Source organism: Enterovirga sp. CN4-39 (assembly GCF_049446235.1).
Classification (GTDB): domain Bacteria; phylum Pseudomonadota; class Alphaproteobacteria; order Rhizobiales; family Beijerinckiaceae; genus Enterovirga.
The window spans coordinates 23,852-44,164 of sequence record NZ_JBMSEF010000023.1; the positions used below are offsets into that span (position 1 = coordinate 23,852).

Annotated in this window: 20 protein-coding genes; 9 read left to right on the top strand and 11 right to left on the bottom strand. The window is 64.9% G+C overall.

The genetic code is table 11. The annotated features are described in order from the left end of the window. Window positions 1-154: 154 nt before the first annotated feature. A complete protein-coding gene (locus ACO2SS_RS25135) occupies window positions 155-1,060 on the bottom strand; it encodes a LysR family transcriptional regulator (RefSeq protein ID WP_423280602.1) in 906 nt (301 codons plus the stop codon). Here ACO2SS_RS25135 and ACO2SS_RS25140 point away from each other — a divergent pair. Both ACO2SS_RS25140 and ACO2SS_RS25145 read left to right on the top strand, forming a co-directional pair. Further along, window positions 1,060-2,385: an MFS transporter gene (locus ACO2SS_RS25140; protein ID WP_423280603.1), complete on the top strand. Its 1,326-nt coding sequence runs from the start codon at window positions 1,060-1,062 to the stop codon at window positions 2,383-2,385. The genes ACO2SS_RS25135 and ACO2SS_RS25140 overlap by 1 nt on opposite strands. Before the next feature lie 104 nt (window positions 2,386-2,489). Further along, window positions 2,490-3,110 carry a tyrosine-type recombinase/integrase gene (locus ACO2SS_RS25145; RefSeq protein WP_423280604.1) on the top strand — a complete coding sequence of 207 codons (621 nt, stop codon included), beginning with the start codon at window positions 2,490-2,492 and terminating at the stop codon, window positions 3,108-3,110. A 565-nt stretch (window positions 3,111-3,675) separates the two neighbouring features. On the opposite strand, the gene msrA is transcribed toward ACO2SS_RS25145, so the two are convergent. The 10 genes from msrA to ACO2SS_RS25195 all read right to left on the bottom strand — a co-directional run bounded on the left by msrA (window position 3,676) and on the right by ACO2SS_RS25195 (window position 14,290). Beyond that, window positions 3,676-4,218 (bottom strand): peptide-methionine (S)-S-oxide reductase MsrA, encoded by a 543-nt coding sequence (gene msrA, locus ACO2SS_RS25150; protein WP_423280605.1) that lies wholly within the window; start codon window positions 4,216-4,218, stop codon window positions 3,676-3,678. An 83-nt stretch (window positions 4,219-4,301) separates the two neighbouring features. Continuing rightward, complete coding sequence (locus ACO2SS_RS25155) at window positions 4,302-4,973, bottom strand: flavodoxin family protein (protein WP_423280606.1); 672 nt, start codon at window positions 4,971-4,973, stop codon at window positions 4,302-4,304. Window positions 4,974-4,978: 5 nt separating this feature from the next. Next, window positions 4,979-5,686, bottom strand: coding sequence for a type 1 glutamine amidotransferase domain-containing protein (locus ACO2SS_RS25160; protein WP_423280607.1), 708 nt, complete (start codon window positions 5,684-5,686; stop codon window positions 4,979-4,981). A 134-nt stretch (window positions 5,687-5,820) separates the two neighbouring features. Continuing rightward, a complete protein-coding gene (gene sdhA / locus ACO2SS_RS25165) occupies window positions 5,821-7,617 on the bottom strand; it encodes a succinate dehydrogenase flavoprotein subunit (RefSeq protein WP_423280608.1) in 1,797 nt (598 codons plus the stop codon). Between the two features lie 21 nt (window positions 7,618-7,638). Further along, window positions 7,639-8,343 (bottom strand): SDR family NAD(P)-dependent oxidoreductase, encoded by a 705-nt coding sequence (locus tag ACO2SS_RS25170; protein WP_423280609.1) that lies wholly within the window; start codon window positions 8,341-8,343, stop codon window positions 7,639-7,641. 39 nt (window positions 8,344-8,382) lie between these two features. After that, a complete protein-coding gene (locus ACO2SS_RS25175; protein WP_423280610.1) occupies window positions 8,383-9,213 on the bottom strand; it encodes an enoyl-CoA hydratase/isomerase family protein in 831 nt (276 codons plus the stop codon). 104 nt (window positions 9,214-9,317) lie between these two features. Continuing rightward, window positions 9,318-9,986: a response regulator transcription factor gene (locus tag ACO2SS_RS25180; protein ID WP_423280611.1), complete on the bottom strand. Its 669-nt coding sequence runs from the start codon at window positions 9,984-9,986 to the stop codon at window positions 9,318-9,320. Window positions 9,987-10,020: 34 nt separating this feature from the next. Next, window positions 10,021-10,395, bottom strand: a complete 375-nt coding sequence (locus tag ACO2SS_RS25185) for a response regulator transcription factor (RefSeq protein WP_423280612.1) — start codon at window positions 10,393-10,395, stop codon at window positions 10,021-10,023. Next, window positions 10,392-13,640 carry a PAS domain S-box protein gene (locus tag ACO2SS_RS25190; RefSeq protein WP_423280613.1) on the bottom strand — a complete coding sequence of 1,083 codons (3,249 nt, stop codon included), beginning with the start codon at window positions 13,638-13,640 and terminating at the stop codon, window positions 10,392-10,394. The genes ACO2SS_RS25185 and ACO2SS_RS25190 overlap by 4 nt, the downstream gene beginning before the upstream one ends. A gap of 2 nt (window positions 13,641-13,642) precedes the next feature. Continuing rightward, complete coding sequence (locus ACO2SS_RS25195; RefSeq protein WP_423280614.1) at window positions 13,643-14,290, bottom strand: MEDS domain-containing protein; 648 nt, start codon at window positions 14,288-14,290, stop codon at window positions 13,643-13,645. 256 nt (window positions 14,291-14,546) lie between these two features. On the opposite strand from ACO2SS_RS25195, the gene ACO2SS_RS25200 reads away from it, so the two are divergent. The 7 genes from ACO2SS_RS25200 (at window position 14,547) to ACO2SS_RS25230 (ending at window position 20,091) form a co-directional block, all read left to right on the top strand. Then, window positions 14,547-15,824, top strand: coding sequence for an epoxide hydrolase family protein (locus ACO2SS_RS25200; protein ID WP_423280615.1), 1,278 nt, complete (start codon window positions 14,547-14,549; stop codon window positions 15,822-15,824). A gap of 59 nt (window positions 15,825-15,883) precedes the next feature. Beyond that, window positions 15,884-16,306, top strand: a complete 423-nt coding sequence (locus ACO2SS_RS25205; protein WP_423280616.1) for an organic hydroperoxide resistance protein — start codon at window positions 15,884-15,886, stop codon at window positions 16,304-16,306. A gap of 26 nt (window positions 16,307-16,332) precedes the next feature. After that, complete coding sequence (locus tag ACO2SS_RS25210; protein WP_423280617.1) at window positions 16,333-17,370, top strand: alpha/beta fold hydrolase; 1,038 nt, start codon at window positions 16,333-16,335, stop codon at window positions 17,368-17,370. 4 nt (window positions 17,371-17,374) lie between these two features. After that, window positions 17,375-18,226: an alpha/beta fold hydrolase gene (locus ACO2SS_RS25215; protein WP_423280618.1), complete on the top strand. Its 852-nt coding sequence runs from the start codon at window positions 17,375-17,377 to the stop codon at window positions 18,224-18,226. Window positions 18,227-18,349: 123 nt separating this feature from the next. Beyond that, a complete protein-coding gene (locus ACO2SS_RS25220) occupies window positions 18,350-18,886 on the top strand; it encodes a hypothetical protein (RefSeq protein ID WP_423280619.1) in 537 nt (178 codons plus the stop codon). A 23-nt stretch (window positions 18,887-18,909) separates the two neighbouring features. Next, complete coding sequence (locus tag ACO2SS_RS25225) at window positions 18,910-19,533, top strand: cysteine hydrolase family protein (protein WP_423280620.1); 624 nt, start codon at window positions 18,910-18,912, stop codon at window positions 19,531-19,533. Window positions 19,534-19,605: 72 nt separating this feature from the next. After that, entirely contained in the window at window positions 19,606-20,091 is a 486-nt protein-coding gene (locus tag ACO2SS_RS25230) for a cupin domain-containing protein (RefSeq protein WP_423280621.1), read from the top strand. Window positions 20,092-20,313: the final 222 nt, after the last annotated feature.

The window sequence follows — 20,313 nt, forward strand, 5'->3', positions numbered from 1 at the left end:
GCATCTCTAGCCATCCAGGCAATTGGAACTCAACCGGAGCGGCAGTTCGCTAGGTGCTGTGACCTACGCCCTCCGCCCTGCTTCTGTCGATGTGCGAAATGTCCGCTTAGTGGCAGCGTCTGAACGTCAGCTCCTGGCGCTGCTGAGACGGTCGTCAGCGTAGGTTGTCGACCAGAAAATCCACGAAGGCACGGACTCGCGCCGGCGTACCTGCCCCTCCGACGAAAACAGCATGGATGTGCTCGACGTCTCCTGGATTGAACTCCTCGAGAAGACGCACGAGCCGACCGTCGGAAAGCTCGTCCCCGACGCTGAACGCGCCAACCCGCGCGATACCGACTCCAGCTGCTGCGAGTTGACCGAGGGTCTCGCCATTGTTTGCGACGATGCTGCCGCCCACCGACAGCGAAAAGTCCACGCCATCGCGGCGGAATGGCCAAACAGGTTCAGCACGGCGGAAGTTGAAGTTGAGGCAGTTGTGCTGGTGGAGGTCTTCCGGCGTCTCAGGAGTACCATGCCGGGAGAGATAGCCGGGTGAGGCGACGATCACGCGCCTAGTCTCACCGATCCTGCGCGCAATAAGCGCGCTGTCTGGAAGCGGGCCGAAGCGGACCGCGACGTCGGCTTCCCCGGCTGCCACGTCGACCAGAGTGTCGGTTAGCGCGATGTCGATCAGGATGGTTGGGTAGAGTTCAGCAAACGCCCCGAGGATGGGCACGACGCAGAGCCGCCCGTGTGACAGTGCGGCGCTCACGCGAAGCCGGCCGCGAGGAGAGCCCTGATCGGCAATCTGCTGCTCCGCGTCGTCCAGGTCGGCCAAAATGCGACGCGCCGCCTGCACGTATGAGCGTCCTTCAGCCGTGAGCGTCAGGACACGAGTAGAGCGGAGCAGCAGCCGAACCCCAAGCCTCGCTTCAATGCGGTCGACCGCACGAGCGACAGCCGACGGGCTGAGATCGAGGTCTCGTCCCGCCCCCGAAAAGCTCCCCCGTTCAGCGACCCTGGCGAACAGCGCCAACTCCCGCGCCCGATCGGCCCCGCTGCCCACTTTTGCGTTCAATGCAGCAATCCTTCGCGTCGGCTGAGGATAGCGCAGCTCTCGATGCGCCGGCATCTATGCGCACCAGTAGCAGTCAGCGGGCGAATATGGATATCGGCAACTCAGATCCTCGGACGTCGTCGCGAACTCGCGCGCTGGATGAGGGGTCGAGATCGTCCAACCTCGGCCTGATAGCTCTGGCTTCGGGAGCCTTCGGTATCGGGGTCACCGAGTTCGCCCCGATGGGTCTGCTGCCTGTCATCGCCAACGATCTAGGCGTCTCGATACCGTCAGCGGGCCTCCTCATCAGCGCCTATGCGCTCGGCGTTCTGATCGGCGCGCCGTTGATGACGCTTACCACCGGCCGAGTTCCCAGGCGAACCCTGCTCGTCGGACTGGCCGCGATCTTCACGCTGGGAAACCTCCTGGCCGCGATCTCGGACAGCTACGGCACCCTCCTTGCGGCGCGCCTGCTGACCTCCTTCAATCACGGCGCGTTCTTCGGCGTTGGCTCGATCGTGGCGGCAAGTCTCGTTGCGCCGAACCGCCAGGCCAGTGCCGTCGCCGCCATGTTCATGGGCTTGACGATCGCCAACGTCGTCGGCGTCCCACTGGCGACGTGGGCGGGAGAGCATCTGGGCTGGCGCTCCTCCTTCTGGGGCATCACGGCACTTGGCGTCGTGATCATGGCCGCCCTCCGGCTCACCCTCCCCAACCTGCCGGCCCCCACAGGCGGGAACGCGCTGGCCGAGTTGCGCGTCCTGCGGCGAGGCAGCGTCCTCGGCGCGCTGGCGCTGACCGTGGTGGGTTCGAGTGCCATGTTCACGGTCTTCACCTATATCGCGCCGATTTTGCGTGAGGTGACCCAGGCCTCGCTTCCGTACGTGACGGCTATGCTCGTCACGTACGGTGTCGGTCTGACAGTCGGGAATTGGCTCGGTGGCAAGTTCGCGGACCGCTCCGTCGACCGCACGCTTATCATCACTCTCGCGTCGCTCTCAGCGGTGCTTGTTGCCTTCGCGGCCCTCATGTCGTTCGGAGCTCCCGTCGCGGTGCTGATATTCCTTTGGGGTGTCGCAAGCTTCGCGCTGGTGCCACCGCTTCAGGTCCGCGTCATGACCGCCGCAGCTGACGCGCCGAACCTTGCATCTTCCGTCAACATCGGCGCGTTCAACCTCGGAAACGCTCTTGGCGCAGCTCTCGGCGGAGGCGTGATCGCGCTCGACCTGGGTTACCCGGCCGTCGCATTAGCCGGAGCCGCCACCTCGGCCATTGGGCTTGTCGCCGTCCTGCTCGCAGTACGAAGTAGCGCGGTGTCTGCCGAACAGCAGCTCTGTCGCGCCTGAAAGGTCCGCTTTCGGGGACAAGAGCAACGTCAGCTTGTGGCGCACACGAGTAGTGCGTCAGCGCGGCGGGTTCGATGCTGACCTCTCCTACGTAGGAGAGTGTCATGCGTTCAGATCACGAAGCCGCTCGCGGGTCCTGGAACCACGGCCGCATCATCGGACCGAAGCCGCCTCTGAAGCCGAGGCATATCTGGGCTATTCGGACCAGGTTGCAGCACGAGGGCCGTGTTCGCGACCTCGCGATGTTCAATGCAGCGATCGACAGCAAGCTGCGGGGCTGCGACCTCGTCCGACTTCGCGTCGCCGACATCCACCTGGGCGACTCGATCCGGCTTCGCACCACCATCGTACAGCAGAAGACCGGCAGGCCGGTGCCGTTCGAGCTGACCGAGCCGACGCGCGAAGCGCTCGCGGCGTGGCTCCGCGTCCGGGGTCTACGAGGGAGCGACTGGCTCTTCCCCAGCCGCAGCCGCCCAGGCGATCACCTGACGACGCGTCAGTACGGTCGGTTGCTGGACGCCTGGGTTGCTCTGATCGGGCTCGATCCGGCCGCCTACGGCACACACAGCCTGCGCCGGACAAAGGTCGCCCTCGTGTATAAGCGCACCGGCAACCTGCGAGCGTGCCAGCTTCTGCTCGGACACACGAAGCTGGAGAGCACCGTGCGCTACCTCGGGATCGAGGTCGATGACGCCCTCGTCCTTTCAGAGCAGACCGACCTCTGAAGAATCCACGGCGGCTCCTAGACTAGCCGCCGTGACCTCGAGCGACCGCTCAGGGTGGATTGCGGCCGTCCGAGGCGTCGAAAGCTAAGGTCAGCTCTCGCCTAAGCAGCGGACTTAGATCCGGCATCAACCGGTCGTATTCAATCGCCGTGGGGGCGAAAGCGGAATGTCCGGTTTCGAGTGGTAGGCTCGGCGCAGCGGATGGTTGATACAGTCTGGAGCGCGGCAGCCACGTGAGCCGCATAACACTATCGACCAGGGCCCGTCGCTTTCGCGACGGAACTCGCAATAGCGGCCGCGATCCGCGTATCCGGCAGGGCAACTTTGCACGCAGGCCCCGGCAGCGAATTTGAGGGGCGGCCGGCAGTAGGAGCCGGCCCGCGGGTCGAAGCGCTGCGCGAAAGCTGCGGGCGTTCCGAGAACCATCTCGAAAAGGATGCAAACCGCCAGCCTATCATCGTTGCCATCCTTCGACGCGGGCCAGATTCGCTGAAAGCCCGGTTCGGATACCGCTGGGCTCCACGACGTACGCATCAGGCGCCCGCCTTGGCAGGCGCGGGGGCGATCAAGCAAGTTGGGTAGCCGACCGAAGCTCGTCCTGCGCCGCCGCATTCCGCTTCGGGAGGACCCAGTTCGGGCGCGGGAAATGGCAGGTGTACCCGTTGGGGTAGCGCTCCAGGTAATCCTGGTGCTCGGGCTCGGCTACCCAGAAGGGGCCGGCGGGCGCGACCTCGGTCACCACCTTGCCCGGCCACAGGCCGGAAGCCTCCACGTCCGCGATGGTGTCCTCGGCAACGCGCTTCTGCTCCGGGCTGTCGTAGTAGATCGCCGAGCGGTAGCTCAGGCCGCGATCCCCGCCCTGGCGATACAGCGTCGTCGGATCGTGGATCTGGAAGAAGAATTCCAGCAGGTCGCGATACGTGACCCGCGCGGGGTCGAAGATGATCTCGATGGCCTCGGCATGCGTGCCGTGGTTCCGGTATGTGGCGTTCGGTACGTCGCCGCCGGTATAGCCGACGCGCGTGGAGAGGACGCCATCGCGGGGGCGGATCAGGTCCTGCATTCCCCAGAAGCAACCACCGGCCAGAATCGCGCGTTCTTGTGCCATAGCCCGTCCTCCGTTCGCTCAGGTGTCGCAGCTCTACGCCGCCCTTCCTTGGGCAGACGTTGAGCAGGTCGCGGAAGTTCCGGCTATGCCGCTACTTCCGCCTCTTCGGCCAATGCTAGGGCAGGCTCCACCGCGAAGGACGATCCCTCCACCCTCGCGAGCCGACCCCGAATGGACTGTTGCGTCACCCTGGCTACCCGCTCGCCGAGTGCCTCGGCCGTGCGAAGATCGGATGCGGGCGGGGCGATTTCGGAGCCCTCGTCAGTGTTCGACTGCGCAGCCGCGCCAAGGAAGAATACGAGGCGGTTGAGGTCGTTCTCGGACCCGTCCGACCGATTGTTTCCAGGCAGCATTCCGAGGCTAACCCAATGCATTCCGAGCTGGGCAGCGAGGATGTTGAACTCGATCAGGGTCAGCAGCTTGTCGCCGGCGCGCGACCCCGAGTTCGTGAAACCTGCCGCGATTTTGTCGCGCCATGCGCCTGAGACGAATACCTGCGAGGTCGCGTCCATGAAGGTTTTGAACGGGCCTGACGCGCTGCCCATGTAGGTCGGGGCGCCGAAGATGATCGCGTCGGCGCCTTCGAGCGCGCTGAAGCGCGCCTGCGCCTCGTCCGATTTGAGGAACAGCACCGCCGCGCCCGGCACCTTTTCGACCCCGCGCCGCACGGCTTCGGCCTGGCGGGCGGTGTGGCCGTAGCCGCTGTGATAGACGATCGCGATCACGGCGTCTGTGTGTTTGATGTCTGAGCTCATGGTCGTCACGCCGCGTTGGAGGTCGGGGAGGCCTGTTGGCCCGAGATCGTCTTCAGGAGCAGGCTGGCGGCGGCAGTTGACGAGGCAGGGTTCTGGCCGGTGACGATTTGGCCATCGACAAGCGCAAAGCTCTCCCAGTCCGCCGCCTTTTCGTAGATCCCGCCGATCCGTTTCAGCTCGTCCTCAACGAGGAACGGAACCACGTGAGTGAGGCCGACAGCAGCCTCCTCGCCGTTGGTGAAGCCGGTGACACGCCTTCCCTTCACAAGCGGGACGCCACCATGCATCACCTTGTGAAACACCGCCGGCGCATGACACACGGCCGCGACCATCTTGCCCGACTCGTAGAAGGATCGGATCAGCGCGATCGAATCTTCATTTTCGACGAGGTCCCACATGGGGCCATGGCCCCCGACGTAGAAGATCGTGTCGAAATCCTCCGAGCGCATGTCGCCCAAACGCGCCGTGTTCGCGAGGGCTGCGCGAGCGACTGGGTCGCTCTTAAACCGGGTCATGGCCGGCGTTTGGTTCTCGGGCTCGTCGCTCTTGGGATCGATCGGCGGCTGGCCTCCTTTCGGAGACGCGAGCGTGAGCTCAACGCCTGCATCGCGAAACACGTAGTACGGCGCCGCGAACTCCTCCAGCCAGAAGCCGGTCTTCCGGCCTGTCTCTCCCAGGAGGTCGTGTGAGGTGAGCACCATCAGAAGCTTCATCGTCCAGCTCCTTAGTTCAGTCGTCGTAGTTGTTATGTTATGAAGCGCCTCTCTGGGATGATCACTTGCACCGTGGTATCACATACACCATCGTGTAGGCCCTGTATCAGAGAGATATTAGGGGCGTGTGTGCTTCAGTATACGCGTTTGCCTAGCGGGATGGGTCGCGTATCGAAAGACAATGGCTCGAGGTGAACCGGCCGGTAGTCGAGGCGCGTCGTGCCATCTTTATCCAGCCAGCAATAGCTGTGCTTGAGCCACCGCTGGTCGTCTCTGTCCGGATGATCCTCCCGGGCATGAGAGCCACGACTCTCAGTCCTCGCGAGAGCCGAGGTCAGGCTGACCACCGACTGCGCCATCATGTTGTCGAGCTCCAGCGCCTCAACCAGTTCGGTGTTGAAGAGCAACGAGCGATCCGTGAGCCGCAGGTCCGAACGAAGCGTCTCATCGATCTGGCGAAGCTTCGCCGCGCCTTCGAGGAGCAGAGGCCCGTCCCGAAACACAGCGCAGTGACGCTGCATCGCGCGCTGCATGGCAAGCCGGACCGTACCGACGTGTGTCTGGCCGGACGACAACCGGAGCCGGTCAAACCGGTCGAGGGCTCGTTCAGTCGCGATTCCTGGGACAGGTGCATGACGGTCGCCGGGCGCGACTGCCGCTACGGCCCGAGAGGCGGCTGCGCGACCGAACACGATGATGTCGAGCAGGGAATTCGAGCCCAGCCGATTGGCGCCATGTACCGAGACGCAAGCTGCCTCTCCGATCGCCATCAGGCCAGGAACCACGGACTCGGGATCTCCGTCGTGCAGAGTGACAACCTCGCCGTGCAGGTTCGTTGGCACTCCGCCCATGTTGTAGTGCACCGTCGGGAGGACCGGGATCGGCTCGCGTGTGACATCGACGCCGCCGAAGATCCTCGCGGTCTCGATGATCCCAGGAAGGCGCTCGTGGAGCAGGGACGAGCCAAGATGCTCGAGATGGAGATGAATGTGGTCCTTCTGCGGGCCGCAACCCCGACCCTCGTTGATCTCCAGGGTCATCGCGCGGCAGACCACGTGCCGGCCGGCCAGATCCCTGGCTGTCGGGGCATAGCGCTCCATGAAGCGCTCGCCCTCTGAATTGGTCAGGAAGCCTCCCTCGCCGCGCGCACCTTCGGTGATCAGGCAGCCTGACCCGTAGATGCCAGTGGGATGGAACTGCGTGAATTCCATGTCTTCGAGGGGCAGGTTGGCGCGCAGCACCATGGCGTTGCCATCGCCCGTGCAGGTATGAGCAGCCGTGCAGGAGACGTAGGCCCGGCCGTAACCACCGGTCGCAAGCACCGTCCGGTGCGCGCGGAACCGGTGCAGCGTGCCGGTTTCGAGGTTCCAGGCGATCAGCCCGCGGCAGGCGCCCTCGTCATCCATCAGGAGGTCGAGTGCGACGTATTCAACGAAGAACTCGGTGCGAAGCTCCAGGCACCGTTGGTACAAGGTGTGCAGGATCGCATGGCCCGTGCGATCTGCCGCCGCGCACGTGCGCTGCGCGATCCGTGAGCCGTATTCGAGGGTCTGACCGCCGAACGGGCGCTGGTAGATCCTCCCGTAGGCCGTGCGAGAGAAGGGCACGCCGAAATGCTCGAGCTCGAGCACGGCAGCCGGCGCCTCCCTGCACATGAACTCGATCGCATCCTGGTCGCCGAGCCAGTCCGACCCCTTCACGGTGTCGTACATGTGGTAGTGCCAGTTATCGCCATCGCTCATGTTGCCGAGCGACGCCGCCATGCCGCCTTGGGCCGCGACCGTGTGACTGCGCGTCGGAGCCACTTTGGTGATGTACGCCGTCCGCAAACCCGCAGCCGCCATGCCCAGCGCAGCGCGCATACCCGCACCCCCGGCTCCGACGATCACGACGTCGTAGAGGTGTTCTTCAACCTCATAAGCTCGTGCCATGGCGGCCTGCCTCGACGGCAATCAGTGCCCGGCGCTCTGGCCGCCATCGACGTGAAGGATCTCGCCCGTCACGAACGGGGCCGACTCGAGGTAGAGCGCGGCCTGGACGACGTCGGTGATGTCACCCATGCGTCCGATCGGATGCATCCGGTCTAGCGAGGCGTGGGTCTCGGCTGCGTGCATCGGCGTCTTGATGATGCCCGGGGAGACGGCATTCACGCGGATCCCGCGCTGGGCGTACTCGATCGCGAGCGCGCGGGTGGCGGCGTTCAGCCCGCCCTTGGTCAGGGAAGCGAGGGCCGACGGAACGGCGGAGTTCGCCTGGTCCGCCAGGGTTGTCGTGATCTGGACCACATGGCCGCTCAGGCGCTTCTCCATGTCCGCGAGCGCCTGTTGCGTGATGTAGAAGAACCCGGACGTGTTGACGGCAATGATGTTCCGATAGTCGGCTTCTGTGTAGTCCGTGAACGGCTTGGCGATGAAGATGCCCGCGTTGTTGATCAACGAGTCCACGCGCCCGAACCGAGCCACAGCCTCTGAGATCACACGCTCGGCGGTCTCGCGGAGTGAGATGTCACCAGGGACTGCCAAAACATCATCGTCAGCGCCTGGCCTGATCGTACGAGCGGTGGCGACCACCCTGTAGCCGCGCTCCCGATAAGCGGTGACGAGCGCAGCGCCGATGCCCCGAGACGCCCCGGTGATAACGGCGACCTTTCTGTCCATCGCTGCCTCCTCTCTTTCTGCGGATCGAGCCGGGTCAGGTCAGAGCCCGAGTTTGCCGACGTAGTGGCCGAGCCTCGTTTCGACGTCCCCCGGCTTGTGAAACCCGAGGTTCATCAGCGCCTGGATCCGCCGCTGGGCCGCGGGACGGTTCAGGGATCCAAGGAAGGCATCCCATTCGGGGGCTATGTCGGTATCGGGAGGAAGGCTGGCGGCATCGACCAGCCGCTTCGTTTCGGCGATCGCCTGTCGATCGAAGGTGGCGATGCGGCTTGCGAGGGCATCGACAAAGGCGTCGAGTTCCGCATCCGGGAAGCTTCTGTTCACGTAGCCGTAGCGCTCTGCGAGCTCGCCATCGACGTCGTCGGCGCCCAGCAGAACCTCGAGCGCCCGACCTCGCCCGATCAGGCGCGGTAGCCGCGCCATTGGCCCGCCGCCTGGAACAAGTCCTGCGCCGACCTCCCATTGCGAGAGGATCGCCTTCTCGCGGCTTGCGAAGCGCATGTCGCTGGCGAGAGCGAGCTCGCTGCCGACGCCGGTCGCCCGGCCGCGGATCTTGGCGATCGAGACGACCGGGGCCCTGCTGATGCGGACCAACATGTCCGGGAGCTGCTGCAATCCGGTCGGCCCGGGCGGAAGGCTCAGCGTCCGTTCGCGATCTGCAAGGAAGTCATAATGCGTGATGAAGAAGCCCGGCACCGCGCTTTCGAAGACGACGACCTTCACTTCCGGGTCGGTCTCCAGCTCCCGCACAACCATCTCGAGTTGCGGCATGCCATCCGGGCCGAAGATATTCAGCGGCGGATTGTCGAAGATGACGCGCCACCATTCCGGCGAGCGACGATCCAGGCGAACCAGTTGATTGTCTGACATGACCGACCTCGCTCACCCGGGCATCCGGCTTCATTCGGTCAGTCGCAAATGACAAAGGGTGTGTCGCGATCCTATTGCACGAAGGTGTCGTCGATACCTGAGTATCAGTTCCGACTGATGATCCCGAGCTGCGCCGCCATGTTGACGAGATCGGCGAATGAGGTCGCGCCCATCTTGTGCATCGCCCTGCCGCGATGAACCTTGACAGTGATTTCGCTGATCCCAAGCTCGCCGCCCACTTGCTTGTTCAGGAGCCCGGTCACGACGAGCGCCATCACCTCCCGCTCCCGCGTGCTGAGGGAGGAATGGCGCTCCTGAAGCGCCTGCAACTGAGAGCGCTGGTTCAGGGCGGCGGTGCTGCGCACGAGGGCCTCGCTTATCGTCTGAAGCAGGGCCTCGTCCCCGAAGGGCTTGGTGAGGAACTCGATGGCGCCCGCCTTCATGGCCCGGACGGTGGTCGGCACATCGCCATAGCCGGTGATGAAGATCACCGGCATGTCGGCTCCGTCCTGGAGCAGCCGTTGCTGCAGCTCAAGGCCGTTGAGATCCGGCAGGGAGACGTCGAGCACAAGGCAGCTCGGTGATCTTGGTCGTGGATGCGAGAGGAAGTCCTGCGCCGATGAGAAGACGACCGGCGCCCAGCCGGCTTCGTCGATCAAGGCTTCCAGTGCCTCGCGAACGGAGATGTCATCGTCAACCACGTAGACGGTCGGCTTGACCTCTACGTTCGCGCGCGACGCGAGGCTATCCAGAGGAGAGTTCCGCCACTGCATCCCGCACCTCCCGTCTGGATAAAGCCTCGCCGGCTCACTTCGGCATCAGGACTGTTTCAAGCGCGTCGAGCAGCGCCGTATCCGTGAAAGGCTTCAGTAGGCACTCGGTATTGCCGGGCCTGCGCAGGCGGGCGCAGGTCTGCTCATCGCCGTGCGCCGTGATGAACACGACGGGGATGGCCCGGCCGCGATGCACCAGCTCCCGCTGGAGCTCGATGCCGGACATGCCGGGCATGGCAACATCGAGCACGAGGCACTCCGCCTTGTCCAGGAGATCGGACGCGAGGAAATCCTCCGCGGAGGAGAATGTCTCAGCGTTGTGTCCGAACAAGGAAATCAGATCGGGCAGAGATTCGCGAACCGATTCATCGTCGTCGATCACCGCGATCATCGCTCTTCGTGTCATCATCTGAACCCGTTCGCATCCATCCCACCCGGCAGCGCGCTTTGTGGGGGAATGAATGTCTGGCCGGCGGCCTTTGCGGGGATGGAAAAGCAGAAGGTCGAGCCCGACCCGGCGTTGCGCTTCGCCCAGAGCCGCCCCTGATGGCTTTCGATGATGGTCCGGCTGACCGCGAGGCCGATGCCCATGCCGTTGCTCTTCGTCGTGAAGAAGGGATCGAACAGCTTCTGTTCGTGGGCGGGATCGAACCCGACGCCGGAATCCATGACGCGGACGATAACGTGGTCGTCGCCCGCGCGCTCGGTCGCGAGCAGCAGGTCTCTCGGGCGGTCGGCGATGTCGCGCATCGCCTCGGAACCGTTGAGGAGCAGATTCAGAAGAACTTGCTGGAGCTGCACCCGGTCGCCAACGACGGATGGCAGATCCTCTGCCAACTGCGTGCGAAGGGTCACGCCGTTCCTCCGCAACTCGGTGAGCGAGAGCGTGACGACCTCCCGTGCTGCGGCGTTCAGGTCGACCGCTTCCGGGGCGGGCGCGCGCCTCGAAAACAGTGCCCGCAGGCGCGCGATGACTTCGGATGCCCGCTTCGCATCTCGGATCGTGCGACGCGCTGTCTCCTGGGCTCCACCTATGTTCGGCGGGTCGGCTGCCAGCATGCGCAGCCCGGTCCCGGCATTGGTCATGATCCCGGCCAGCGGCTGGTTCAGCTCGTGCGCGATCGAGGCCGTGAGCTGCCCCATCGTCATCACGCGGGTCGCGTGCGCGAGCTCGGCCTGTGTCTCGCGGAGCTCGTCCTGCGCTTGCTTCCAATCATGCATGTCGACGCAGACGCCGTGCCACTTGACGATGTGGCCTTCCTCGTCACGCAGGGGGAGGCCGGCAGTCAGGCACCACCGATAGGAAGCGTCTGACGCGTGAATCAGCCGGACCTCGGCCTGGAACGGCGCGCCTGTCGCGGCGCTCGCCTCCCAGGCGCCCGTGGCCCGCTCGCGATCGTCGGGATGGAAGAGACGCCGCCAGCCGCCCCCCCTGATCTCGTCGGCCGTAAAGCCGGTGTAGTCCAGCATACGGGTGTTGCAGTAGTCGCACGATCCGTCCGGATCCGCGCTCCAGAGCATCTGCGGGATCGTCTCGGTCAGATTCCGGAGGTTCCACTCGCTAGCCCGCAGCATCTCCTCCGTGCGCTTCAGCTCTTCGATGTCGATGGTGACGCCGAACCATTTCGTTGCCTTGGAGCCGCGTTCGAGCGGGTGCGCCCGGTTCAGGAACCACCGGTAGCGCCCGTTGAAGCGGCGGATGCGGGTTTGGGCCTCTCCGGCGTTCCCCGAGGCAAGGCAGGCATTCCGGAAGTCGACATGGCTCCGAAGATCGTCGGGGTGCACGACCTGCAGCCATTTTCGCCCTTCGACATCTTCGAGCGTCAGGCCCAGGTAGTCTCGATAATGCCTGTTGATATAGGTGATCCCGCCATCCGGGCCTGCAGACCAGACATAGGCCGGTATCGTGTCGATGATCTCGGCGAGATTGCGCTCGCTCTCGACAATGGCCGCCTCCGCAACCTTTCGATCGTGGATGTCGATACAGGTGCCGTACCACCTGATGATGCCGCCATATCCGTCCCGAAGGGGAAGGGCGTTGGTCAGGAGCCAGCGATAGGTGCCGTCGGCCGGGTGTACGGTGCGCACCTCGACCTGGTACGGCGCTCCGGTCTCGATGCATGAGAGCCAGACCTGGCTGGCCGGCTCGACATCGTCCGGGTGCAGCATCTTGGTCCAGCCGGTGCCCATCACCTCGTCTGCAGAGAGGCCGGTGAAGTCAAGGAGGCGAGTGTTGCAATAATCGATGGAGCCGTCGGGCAGCGCGCTCCAGAGCATCTGCGGGATCGTTTCGGTGAGCTGGCGCAGCTTCCACTCGCTCGTACTCAGCGCCTCCTCGGCGCGCTTCCGATCCTCGATGTCGATGTTAATTCCGAACCACTTCACGACCCGGCCGGCGTCGTCGCGAAGCGGGTTCGCGCGGAACAGAAACCAGCGATATTCGCCGTCAAAGCGCCTGACCCGCGCCTCCGCGCCTCCGGGTTGGCCCGAGGCGAGAAGCTCCTTCCAGACGGAGATCAAGCCCGCCCTGTCGTCGGGATGAACGCTCGCTGCCCAGCCGGCTCCGAGAACCTCGTCCAGCGTCAGTCCCGTGTAGTCCAGATAATGCTTGTTGAAGAAGTCGGCCGAGCCGTCGATCTCCGCGGACCAAACGACGCTCGGGATGGCATCGACGATCTGCGCCAGCCTGCTCTCGCTCGCGGCGAGAGCCTGTTCGGCCCGCTTCTGATCGTCGATGTCGACGATCAGGTGAAACCAGCGGAGAATGTTTCCCGCAGGATCGCGCAGCGGGACGCCAAGCACGTTGAACCAGCGATAGACCCCATCGTGACGGCGATGCCGGCTCTGCACATTGTAGGTGTGCCCGGCCCGGTGAGCCGAGAGCTGTGCGCTGATCGTCGCCTCAATGTCGTCTGGGTGGACGAGGTCGGACGCTTTCCATTCCTTCAACTCGTCGAAAGATTTGCCGAAATACGTCATCGTCGGCCGGTTGACTCCCTCGACCGCTCCGGTCGGTGTCGTGACCGCGACCGGAACGGGGATGCTGTCCACGACGAGCTGAAAATCCAGCTCCCTCCGCCGCAACTCCTCGTTCGCCGCGGCGAGCTCGCGAGTTCGGGCCGTGACACGCTGCTCGAGTTCCTCCGCAAGGCGCTTCTGTTCGCCCAGGCGCCGAGCTGCCTGGAGGCCGATCGTCGCCTGGCTGGCAGCGACATTCAGCAGGAGAGCCTCCGTTTGGCTGGGAAATCCGGCTTGCCGCGACCCGACCACAAGCGAGCCGTGTTCCCCAAGCAGCCCGAGCGGGGTCGCGTGGATTGCCAACTCTGCGCCGGCAATGGTCAGGCACCGCGCCCTGTCATGCTCTTCGGCGTTCAGCCAAGGGCCCAGGGCGGCATCGAGTTCCCCCGGTTCCGCGACGGCCGCGGCCCAGGGGGACAGGCGGCTCACGATGGGCGGCAGCTCGGAGCCCGCGAGGTTCAGGTGGAGATACGCAAACTCCGCCTCCAGCAGGTTGAATACCGCAGCGACGAGGCTGCTCGCGATCCTGTTTGCATCCTGTCCGGCCCAAGTGGCGGGCAGCGCCATCAGGCCGATCATGTCGCCGATGCAGCGCTGGAGCCGCCTGTTCTCCGCCAGCACTGAGCCGAGCTCCATGGTCAACTCGCGCAGGCGCAGGCGCAAGACCGGGGCTGACGATCGCGCAGCTCCCGGAGGAAGACATCGGGCGGCACGAAGAACGGGTTCCGCTGGATGACCCCGCCCACGATGATCAACGGGTGCGTGCGCGTGACATCCAGGACGGCGTCGCTGCTGAACTTGGCGAGGTCGTAGACGCACACGACCGTGTCGCCGTGGCGAGACCACAGGTGGTTCACGCGCGCTTCGAACTCGATCACGTCATGGATGCAGGATGGGTGATCGGCGGCCCATTCCATCTGGCAGACGATGCGGTTCGCCGGAAAGATCGCCTCGCGGCGGCTTGCGATCTTCTCGAAGGTTTGGAGCATCCGGTCCTGGTTGAACCGGCCGCCATGCAGATATGCGCCGGTGCTGGAGCGGATGTCCAGTTGCCCGCGGCGCCGCGCGTCTGCCGCGTCGATCCCGGCAGCGATGAGCCTGTCGACGTGCTGGTCGTGCCGGTCTGGGCTGACCACATGCACCGCCTTGTGACCGACGGCGAAGCCGTCCTTGATGAAGGGCAGGAGAACCCGGTACTCCTCGTCTTCGCTGTTGAAGAATGCGCAGACATGGCGGGGAGGATCCAACAGGGCACCCGCTAGCCGAGGCGGCTCGTCTTCCCTCATCACCCGGATCCTTCGCGCGATCGCTTCCAGCTGCCGCGCACCATGCACTCGGGAGGCGCCGCACACCGATAGCACCTTGGTATCGGTTTGGCGGATTTCGCCCTCCCCAGAGCCGCTGATCGACCTCGCCGGGGCGGGCGGGACCGACCACAAGGTATAGGCGACACCATCGTGCAATCGCCGTGCTCCCGCTGAAGACGGACTTTGACCGGGCGAAACACCTCGCTCGGCCCGTCGGGCCCAGGGGAGAAGCTCCATGTTGCAGGCCCACTCGTCACCGGCGCGCCGAGAGGTGCTTGTCGCCGCCGCAGCCGCCGGGGCGGCCAGCATCGTGTCTGTGCCGCTCCACGCGGCGCCGGCCGAGATCCGACCCTTCCAGGTGCGCTTTCCCGACGAGGCGCTGCTCGATCTGCGCCGCAGGATCGGCGCCGCGCGCTGGCCGACGCAGGAACTAGTCGGCGACGCCTCCCAGGGCGTCCAGCTCGCGACGATGCGGAGCCTGGCCCGCTATTGGGCGAGCGAGCACGATTGGCGGAAGGTCGAGGCGAAGCTGAACGCCTTGCCGATGTTCCTCACCGAGATCGACGGGCTGGATATCCACTTCATCCACGTGCGCTCGAAGCATCCCGGGGCCCTGCCGATCATCATCACGCACGGCTGGCCCGGCTCGGTCATCGAGCAGTTGAAGATCATCGGCCCGCTGACTGACCCGACAGCGCATGGTGGCGCACCCACCGATGCCTTCGACGTGGTGATCCCGTCTCTCCCGGGGCATGGGTTCTCTGGGAAGCCGACCGCGACCGGCTGGGACCCGCAGCGGATCGCGCGTGCCTGGACGGTGCTGATGAAGCGCGTCGGCTATACCCGCTACGTCGCACAGGGTGGCGACTGGGGCGATGCCGTCTCCGAGCAGATGGCGGTGCAGGCGCCGCCCGAACTGCTCGCCATCCATACCAACATGCCCGCGACCGTGCCGGACCGCATCGCCAAGGCGCTCGCGGCAGGCGCCGAGCCTCCCGTCGGCCTCTCGGCCGAAGAAGCGAACGCCTACGCCCAGCTCGACTTCTTCTACAAGCACGGCCTCGGCTACGCGCAGGAGATGGCGAACCGTCCGCAGACCCTCTACGGCCTGGAGGACTCGCCCGTCGGCCTCGCCGCCTGGATGCTCGATCATGACGCGCGCAGTTACGAGCTGATAGCGCGCGTATTTCGGGGCGAGCGGGAAGGATTGTCGCGAGACGACATCCTCGACAACGTCACGCTTTATTGGCTGACGGGTACAGCGGTTTCGTCGGCACGGCTCTACTGGGAAAACAAGCTGGCCTTTTTCGCACCCAAGGGCATCAAGATACCGGTCGCGGTGAGCGTCTTTCCGGACGAGATCTACGCGGCACCGAAGAGCTGGGCGGAAGAAGCGTTTCCGAAGCTCATTCACTACAACCGGCTCCCCAAGGGCGGGCATTTCGCGGCCTGGGAGCAACCCGAGGCCTTCACGGCCGAGCTGAGACAGGCGCTTCGCCAGCTCCGCGCGTAGGGCGCCGAGCCGCAGCGCACCACCCCTCGTCCAACCTGCCGCTGCCCGGGAGGCACGCTATGAACCAGCAGAGCAAGCTCATCTACACGGCCAAGGTCCACACGACGGGTGGGCGCGAAGGCGGAACGTCCTTGAGCTCGGACAGCAATCTCGACGTCCATATCGCGCCGCCCGGCAGCGGCCGGCCGGGCACGAACCCCGAGCAGCTCTTTGCTGCCGGGTGGTCCGCCTGCTTCGAAAGCGCAATCGGGATTGCGGCCCGCCGCAAGCGTGTGACGCTGCCGCCTGGCTTTGCGATCGACGCTGAGGTCGATCTCAGCCTCGTGGACGGGTTCTACACTCTGGGGGCCCGGCTGGACGTTACCCTACCCGGACTGGCCCGCGAAGTCGCGCAGGGACTCGTCGACGAGGCCCACACGCTCTGCCCGTACTCCCGGGCCACGCACGGCAACATCGAGGTCACGACGACGGTCGCGGTCTAGTCGCCTGTCATCGAGGAGCAGCACCGATGAGCAGCTTGGGGCAAACTCAGGGGATGGATCTCGACCGCCGGCGGCTTCTCGGCGGAGCGGCGCTCATCGTCGCCGCTTCGGAGATCGGCATCACGGGCGCCGCAACGGCGCAAACCTCCGCGGGCACCGGGGGCGGATCGCTCGGTCAAATCAGGCAGATCGGTGCCGGGCTCCTCAACATCGGATACGCCGAAATCGGCCCGGCGAGCGGGGCCGCCGTGATCCTGCTGCACGGCTGGCCCTACGACATCCACAGCTATGCCGAGGTTGCTCCGCTCCTCGCGTCCAGCGGCTTCCGGGTAATCGTGCCCCATCTCCGCGGCTATGGCTCAACGCGCTTCCTCTCGAGCGACACGCCTCGGAACGGGCAGCAGGCGGCGCTCGCGGAAGACGTTCTCGCGTTGATGGATGCCCTGCGGATCCAGCGCGCCGTCATTGCGGGATACGATTGGGGCGCGCGCACCGCCAATATCGTCGGCGCGCTCCGACCCGACCGCTGCGCGGCGATGGTTTCGGTCAGCGGCTATCTCATCGGCAGTCAGGCCGCCAACCAGCGCCCGCTTCCGCCCCAGGCCGAGCTCGCATGGTGGTATCAGTTCTACTTCGCCACGGAACGCGGACGGGCCGGCTACCAGGCGAATACACGCGCCTTCGCCCGCCTCATCTGGCAGACGGCCTCGCCCCGCTGGGAGTTCGACGAGGCGACCTTCGCGCGTAGCGCCGCCGCCTTCGACAATCCGGACCACGTGGCCATCGTGATCCATAACTATCGCTGGCGCCTCGGTCTGGCTGAGGGCGAGAGTCAGTATGACGCGATGGAGAAGACGCTGGCCACCGGGCCCGCCATCTCCGTCCCGACGATCACGCTGGAGGGCGATGCCAACGGTGCGCCGCATCCGGACCCGAAGGATTACGCCAGGAAGTTCTCCGGGCCTTACGAGCACCGCACGATCCGCGGCGGCGTCGGGCACAACCTGCCCCAGGAAGCACCGCAGGCCTTCGCGCAGGCGGTGCTCGACGTGAGCCGGATCTGAGCTCATGGGCTCGCCTGCCTGTTACCGCACCGTGAGCGTCGATGGCCTGCCCATCTTCTACCGCGAGGCCGGCCGGCAGGACGCGCCGGTCCTGCTGCTCCTGCACGGTCTGCCCTCGTCGTCCCGCATGTATGCCCCGCTGCTGGACCGCCTCTCCGACCACTATCGACTGGTCGCACCGGACTATCCGGGCTTCGGCCACAGCGCCGCTCCAACACCGAGCGCGTTTTCCTACACGTTCGATCGCATTGCGGAGGTGATGGTCCGCTTCATCGAGACGATCGGCATCTCCCGCTACACCTTGTTCATGCAGGATTACGGCGGTCCGGTCGGATTTCGCATGGCGATGGCGCATCCTAAGCGCGTGGAGGCGCTGATCGTCCAGAACGCGGTGGCCCACGATACGGGCCTCGGCGAGGCCTGGCTGGCGCGCCGTGCCTTCTGGGCAGATCGCGCCGCGCACGAGCGCACGCTCCGCGAGAACCTGCTCTCGCTCGAGGCGACCCGACGCCGCCATATCGGCCATGATCCCAATGTGGAGCGCTACGATCCGGACCTCTGGACGGACGAGTTCGCTTTCCTCAGCCGGCCCGGCCAGGCGGAGATCCAGACCGAGCTGTTCTACGACTATCGCAGCAACGTCGCGGCCTACCCGCGGTGGCAGGAGTGGATGCGGAGCTTTCAGCCCCGAATGCTGGTGCTGTGGGGCAAGTACGACGCGTCCTTCGACATCTCCGAACCGGAAGCGTACCGGCGCGACGTTCCCGGTGCCGGGGTCCACATACTGGAGGCGGGCCACTTCGCGCTCGACACGGAAGCGGACCGGATCGCCGCTCTGATCCAGGGCTTTCTCTGACGTCTCTTTTCCGAGACCGGCGGCGCCACCAGGCCCCCGCTCAACGATCATGAATGACCTCTCGGCAGCTCACCTGCCGGGCCGACCCTGCTCACCCGGAATCCGTAGCTTGAGGACAGCGACATGACCGGTCACGAGATCGTCGATTCCAGCTTCACCGCCATCATCAACGCACCCATCCACATGATCGATATTCCGGAATGGTGCTTCTCGCTCGGGGAGAAAGACTACCAGGATTGCTCGCCCGCCCACATTTCGGCTGGGTTCACGACCACGCCGGATGGCCGGCGGATGTCGATCAACGTCGAGGTCATCGGCGGCAGCCTGATGGTCCAGCATTATGTCGATACCCTCGGTAGGCCCGACCATCTCGTACTGGAGTCGGTGTCAGACGTCTTCACGCCCTCGGGCCGGACCACCATCCATGTGCTCTGGGAGCTGACCGTTAAGGCGATCGACTCCGAGCGCTGCGAGTTCATCAACCGCGTGCGGTCGAAAGCGACGGACGAGTTCAACGCCTTCCTGGACCGCCAAGGCATCCCGTTCGACGTCTTCCGCGCGCAGCGCCAGCCGATGTCGATCGCACATAACCGCGGCGAGACGCCCTTGTTCGCCGCGAGCATCGAACGTGCGGCCCTCAGGCGCGCCACGGCAAACTGAGAGCCGGGGCAGGGAGATCAGCCATGCGACCGACGACCTATGCGAAGGACTCGACGGCTCTCCTCTTCGTCGATCCGTACAATGACTTCCTGTCCGAGGGCGGCAAGATCTGGCCGCGCGTAAAGGCGGTCGCCGACGAGGTGAACCTCCTCGAGAACCTGAGGCAGGTCACCAAGGCCGTGCGAAGGGCCGGCATGAAAATCTTCATCGTTCCCCATCGCCGATGGGAGCCCGGCGACTACGAATGCTGGTGCCACCCGAACCCCACCCAGATCGCGATCATCAAACGCCACTCTTTCGCGCGGGGGGAATGGGGCGGGGACTGGCACCCCGATTTCGCCCCGCAGGCTGGCGACATCATCGTGAAAGAGCATTGGGCCCAGAGCGGGTTTGCGAACACCGATCTCGATCAGCAGCTTCGGCAGCACGGTGTCACGCATGTCATCGTGGTGGGCCTGCTCGCGAACACCTGCATCGAGTCGACGTCCCGGTACGCGATGGAACTAGGCTATCACGTCACGCTCGTCCGGGATGCGACGGCCGCGTTCACGATGGAGATGATGCACGCAGCTCATGAGCTAAACGGGCCGACTTACGCGCATGCAATCTTGAACACACACCAGATGCTGGCCGCTTTAGCTTGCTAGACGGCCGAGGGATTATCCCGAAAGGTCGATGATGCGCATTCGAGAAGTGCCTTGACTGATGGAGCCGTGCATATGTTCACCAGCTTTTCTAGCAAACATCAGCCTGGCCAGGATCGTTTTCGAGCGATCTGCAGTGAGGATTTGCTGTGGAAGCCCTTCCCTGCATTCCCGCCAGCCGCTCGACTCGCGGTCGTGGTGGGCGATCCGCAAGGCGTCGGTGTCTACGTAATCCGGGTCCATCTACCCGCCGGGACGAAGATGATGCCGCACAGACACCCCGAAGATCGGATCTACACCGTGATCTCAGGCGTGTTTTATATCGGCCTCGGTGACGAATTCGACGAGAGCAAACTCTTGGCCTATGCGCCCGGCACTGTCGTCATATTGCCCGGAGGAACATCGCACTTCCATTGGGCAAAATCTGGCGACTATATAACCCAAGTCAGCGCCGTTGGTCCGCTTGGTCTCGATTATGTGGATTCCGCAGAGGACCCCCGTGCCTTGGCCAGAGTAGAAGGGGAAGCAACGTCCGAGCATAAGTGGGTCGCAATTCCTTAGGCCATCGTTCTTCGACGTCTACTCCGGGCCGAACGTCCGCTTCGGGGTTAATATCGAGCCCGGCTGGTTGGCTGAAATGGGCGCAGTTCGGAATGTCCGCTCTCGGGCGCTGACCCAAGTTCCGCTGTTGGCGCGCCCCGGAAGCGAGAGCTCGGGATTCCATCCTGTCCGGGTCCGGGTGGATTGCGGCCGTCCGAGGCTTCGAAAGCTAAGGTCCGCTCT

Excerpts from the sequence above, each read along its gene's own strand:
- ACO2SS_RS25140 (WP_423280603.1), top strand. The coding sequence starts at position 1,060 with ATGCAGCAATCCTTCGCGTCGGCTGAGGATAGCGCAGCTCTCGATGCG.
- ACO2SS_RS25145 (WP_423280604.1), top strand. The coding sequence starts at position 2,490 with ATGCGTTCAGATCACGAAGCCGCTCGCGGGTCCTGGAACCACGGCCGC.
- msrA (WP_423280605.1), bottom strand. The coding sequence starts at position 4,218 with ATGGCACAAGAACGCGCGATTCTGGCCGGTGGTTGCTTCTGGGGAATG.
- ACO2SS_RS25155 (WP_423280606.1), bottom strand. The coding sequence starts at position 4,973 with ATGAGCTCAGACATCAAACACACAGACGCCGTGATCGCGATCGTCTAT.
- ACO2SS_RS25160 (WP_423280607.1), bottom strand. The coding sequence starts at position 5,686 with ATGAAGCTTCTGATGGTGCTCACCTCACACGACCTCCTGGGAGAGACA.
- sdhA (WP_423280608.1), bottom strand. The coding sequence starts at position 7,617 with ATGGCACGAGCTTATGAGGTTGAAGAACACCTCTACGACGTCGTGATC.
- ACO2SS_RS25170 (WP_423280609.1), bottom strand. The coding sequence starts at position 8,343 with ATGGACAGAAAGGTCGCCGTTATCACCGGGGCGTCTCGGGGCATCGGC.
- ACO2SS_RS25175 (WP_423280610.1), bottom strand. The coding sequence starts at position 9,213 with ATGTCAGACAATCAACTGGTTCGCCTGGATCGTCGCTCGCCGGAATGG.
- ACO2SS_RS25180 (WP_423280611.1), bottom strand. The coding sequence starts at position 9,986 with ATGCAGTGGCGGAACTCTCCTCTGGATAGCCTCGCGTCGCGCGCGAAC.
- ACO2SS_RS25185 (WP_423280612.1), bottom strand. The coding sequence starts at position 10,395 with ATGATGACACGAAGAGCGATGATCGCGGTGATCGACGACGATGAATCG.
- ACO2SS_RS25190 (WP_423280613.1), bottom strand. The coding sequence starts at position 13,640 with ATGGAGCTCGGCTCAGTGCTGGCGGAGAACAGGCGGCTCCAGCGCTGC.
- ACO2SS_RS25195 (WP_423280614.1), bottom strand. The coding sequence starts at position 14,290 with ATGAGGGAAGACGAGCCGCCTCGGCTAGCGGGTGCCCTGTTGGATCCT.
- ACO2SS_RS25200 (WP_423280615.1), top strand. The coding sequence starts at position 14,547 with ATGTTGCAGGCCCACTCGTCACCGGCGCGCCGAGAGGTGCTTGTCGCC.
- ACO2SS_RS25205 (WP_423280616.1), top strand. The coding sequence starts at position 15,884 with ATGAACCAGCAGAGCAAGCTCATCTACACGGCCAAGGTCCACACGACG.
- ACO2SS_RS25210 (WP_423280617.1), top strand. The coding sequence starts at position 16,333 with ATGAGCAGCTTGGGGCAAACTCAGGGGATGGATCTCGACCGCCGGCGG.
- ACO2SS_RS25215 (WP_423280618.1), top strand. The coding sequence starts at position 17,375 with ATGGGCTCGCCTGCCTGTTACCGCACCGTGAGCGTCGATGGCCTGCCC.
- ACO2SS_RS25220 (WP_423280619.1), top strand. The coding sequence starts at position 18,350 with ATGACCGGTCACGAGATCGTCGATTCCAGCTTCACCGCCATCATCAAC.
- ACO2SS_RS25225 (WP_423280620.1), top strand. The coding sequence starts at position 18,910 with ATGCGACCGACGACCTATGCGAAGGACTCGACGGCTCTCCTCTTCGTC.
- ACO2SS_RS25230 (WP_423280621.1), top strand. The coding sequence starts at position 19,606 with ATGTTCACCAGCTTTTCTAGCAAACATCAGCCTGGCCAGGATCGTTTT.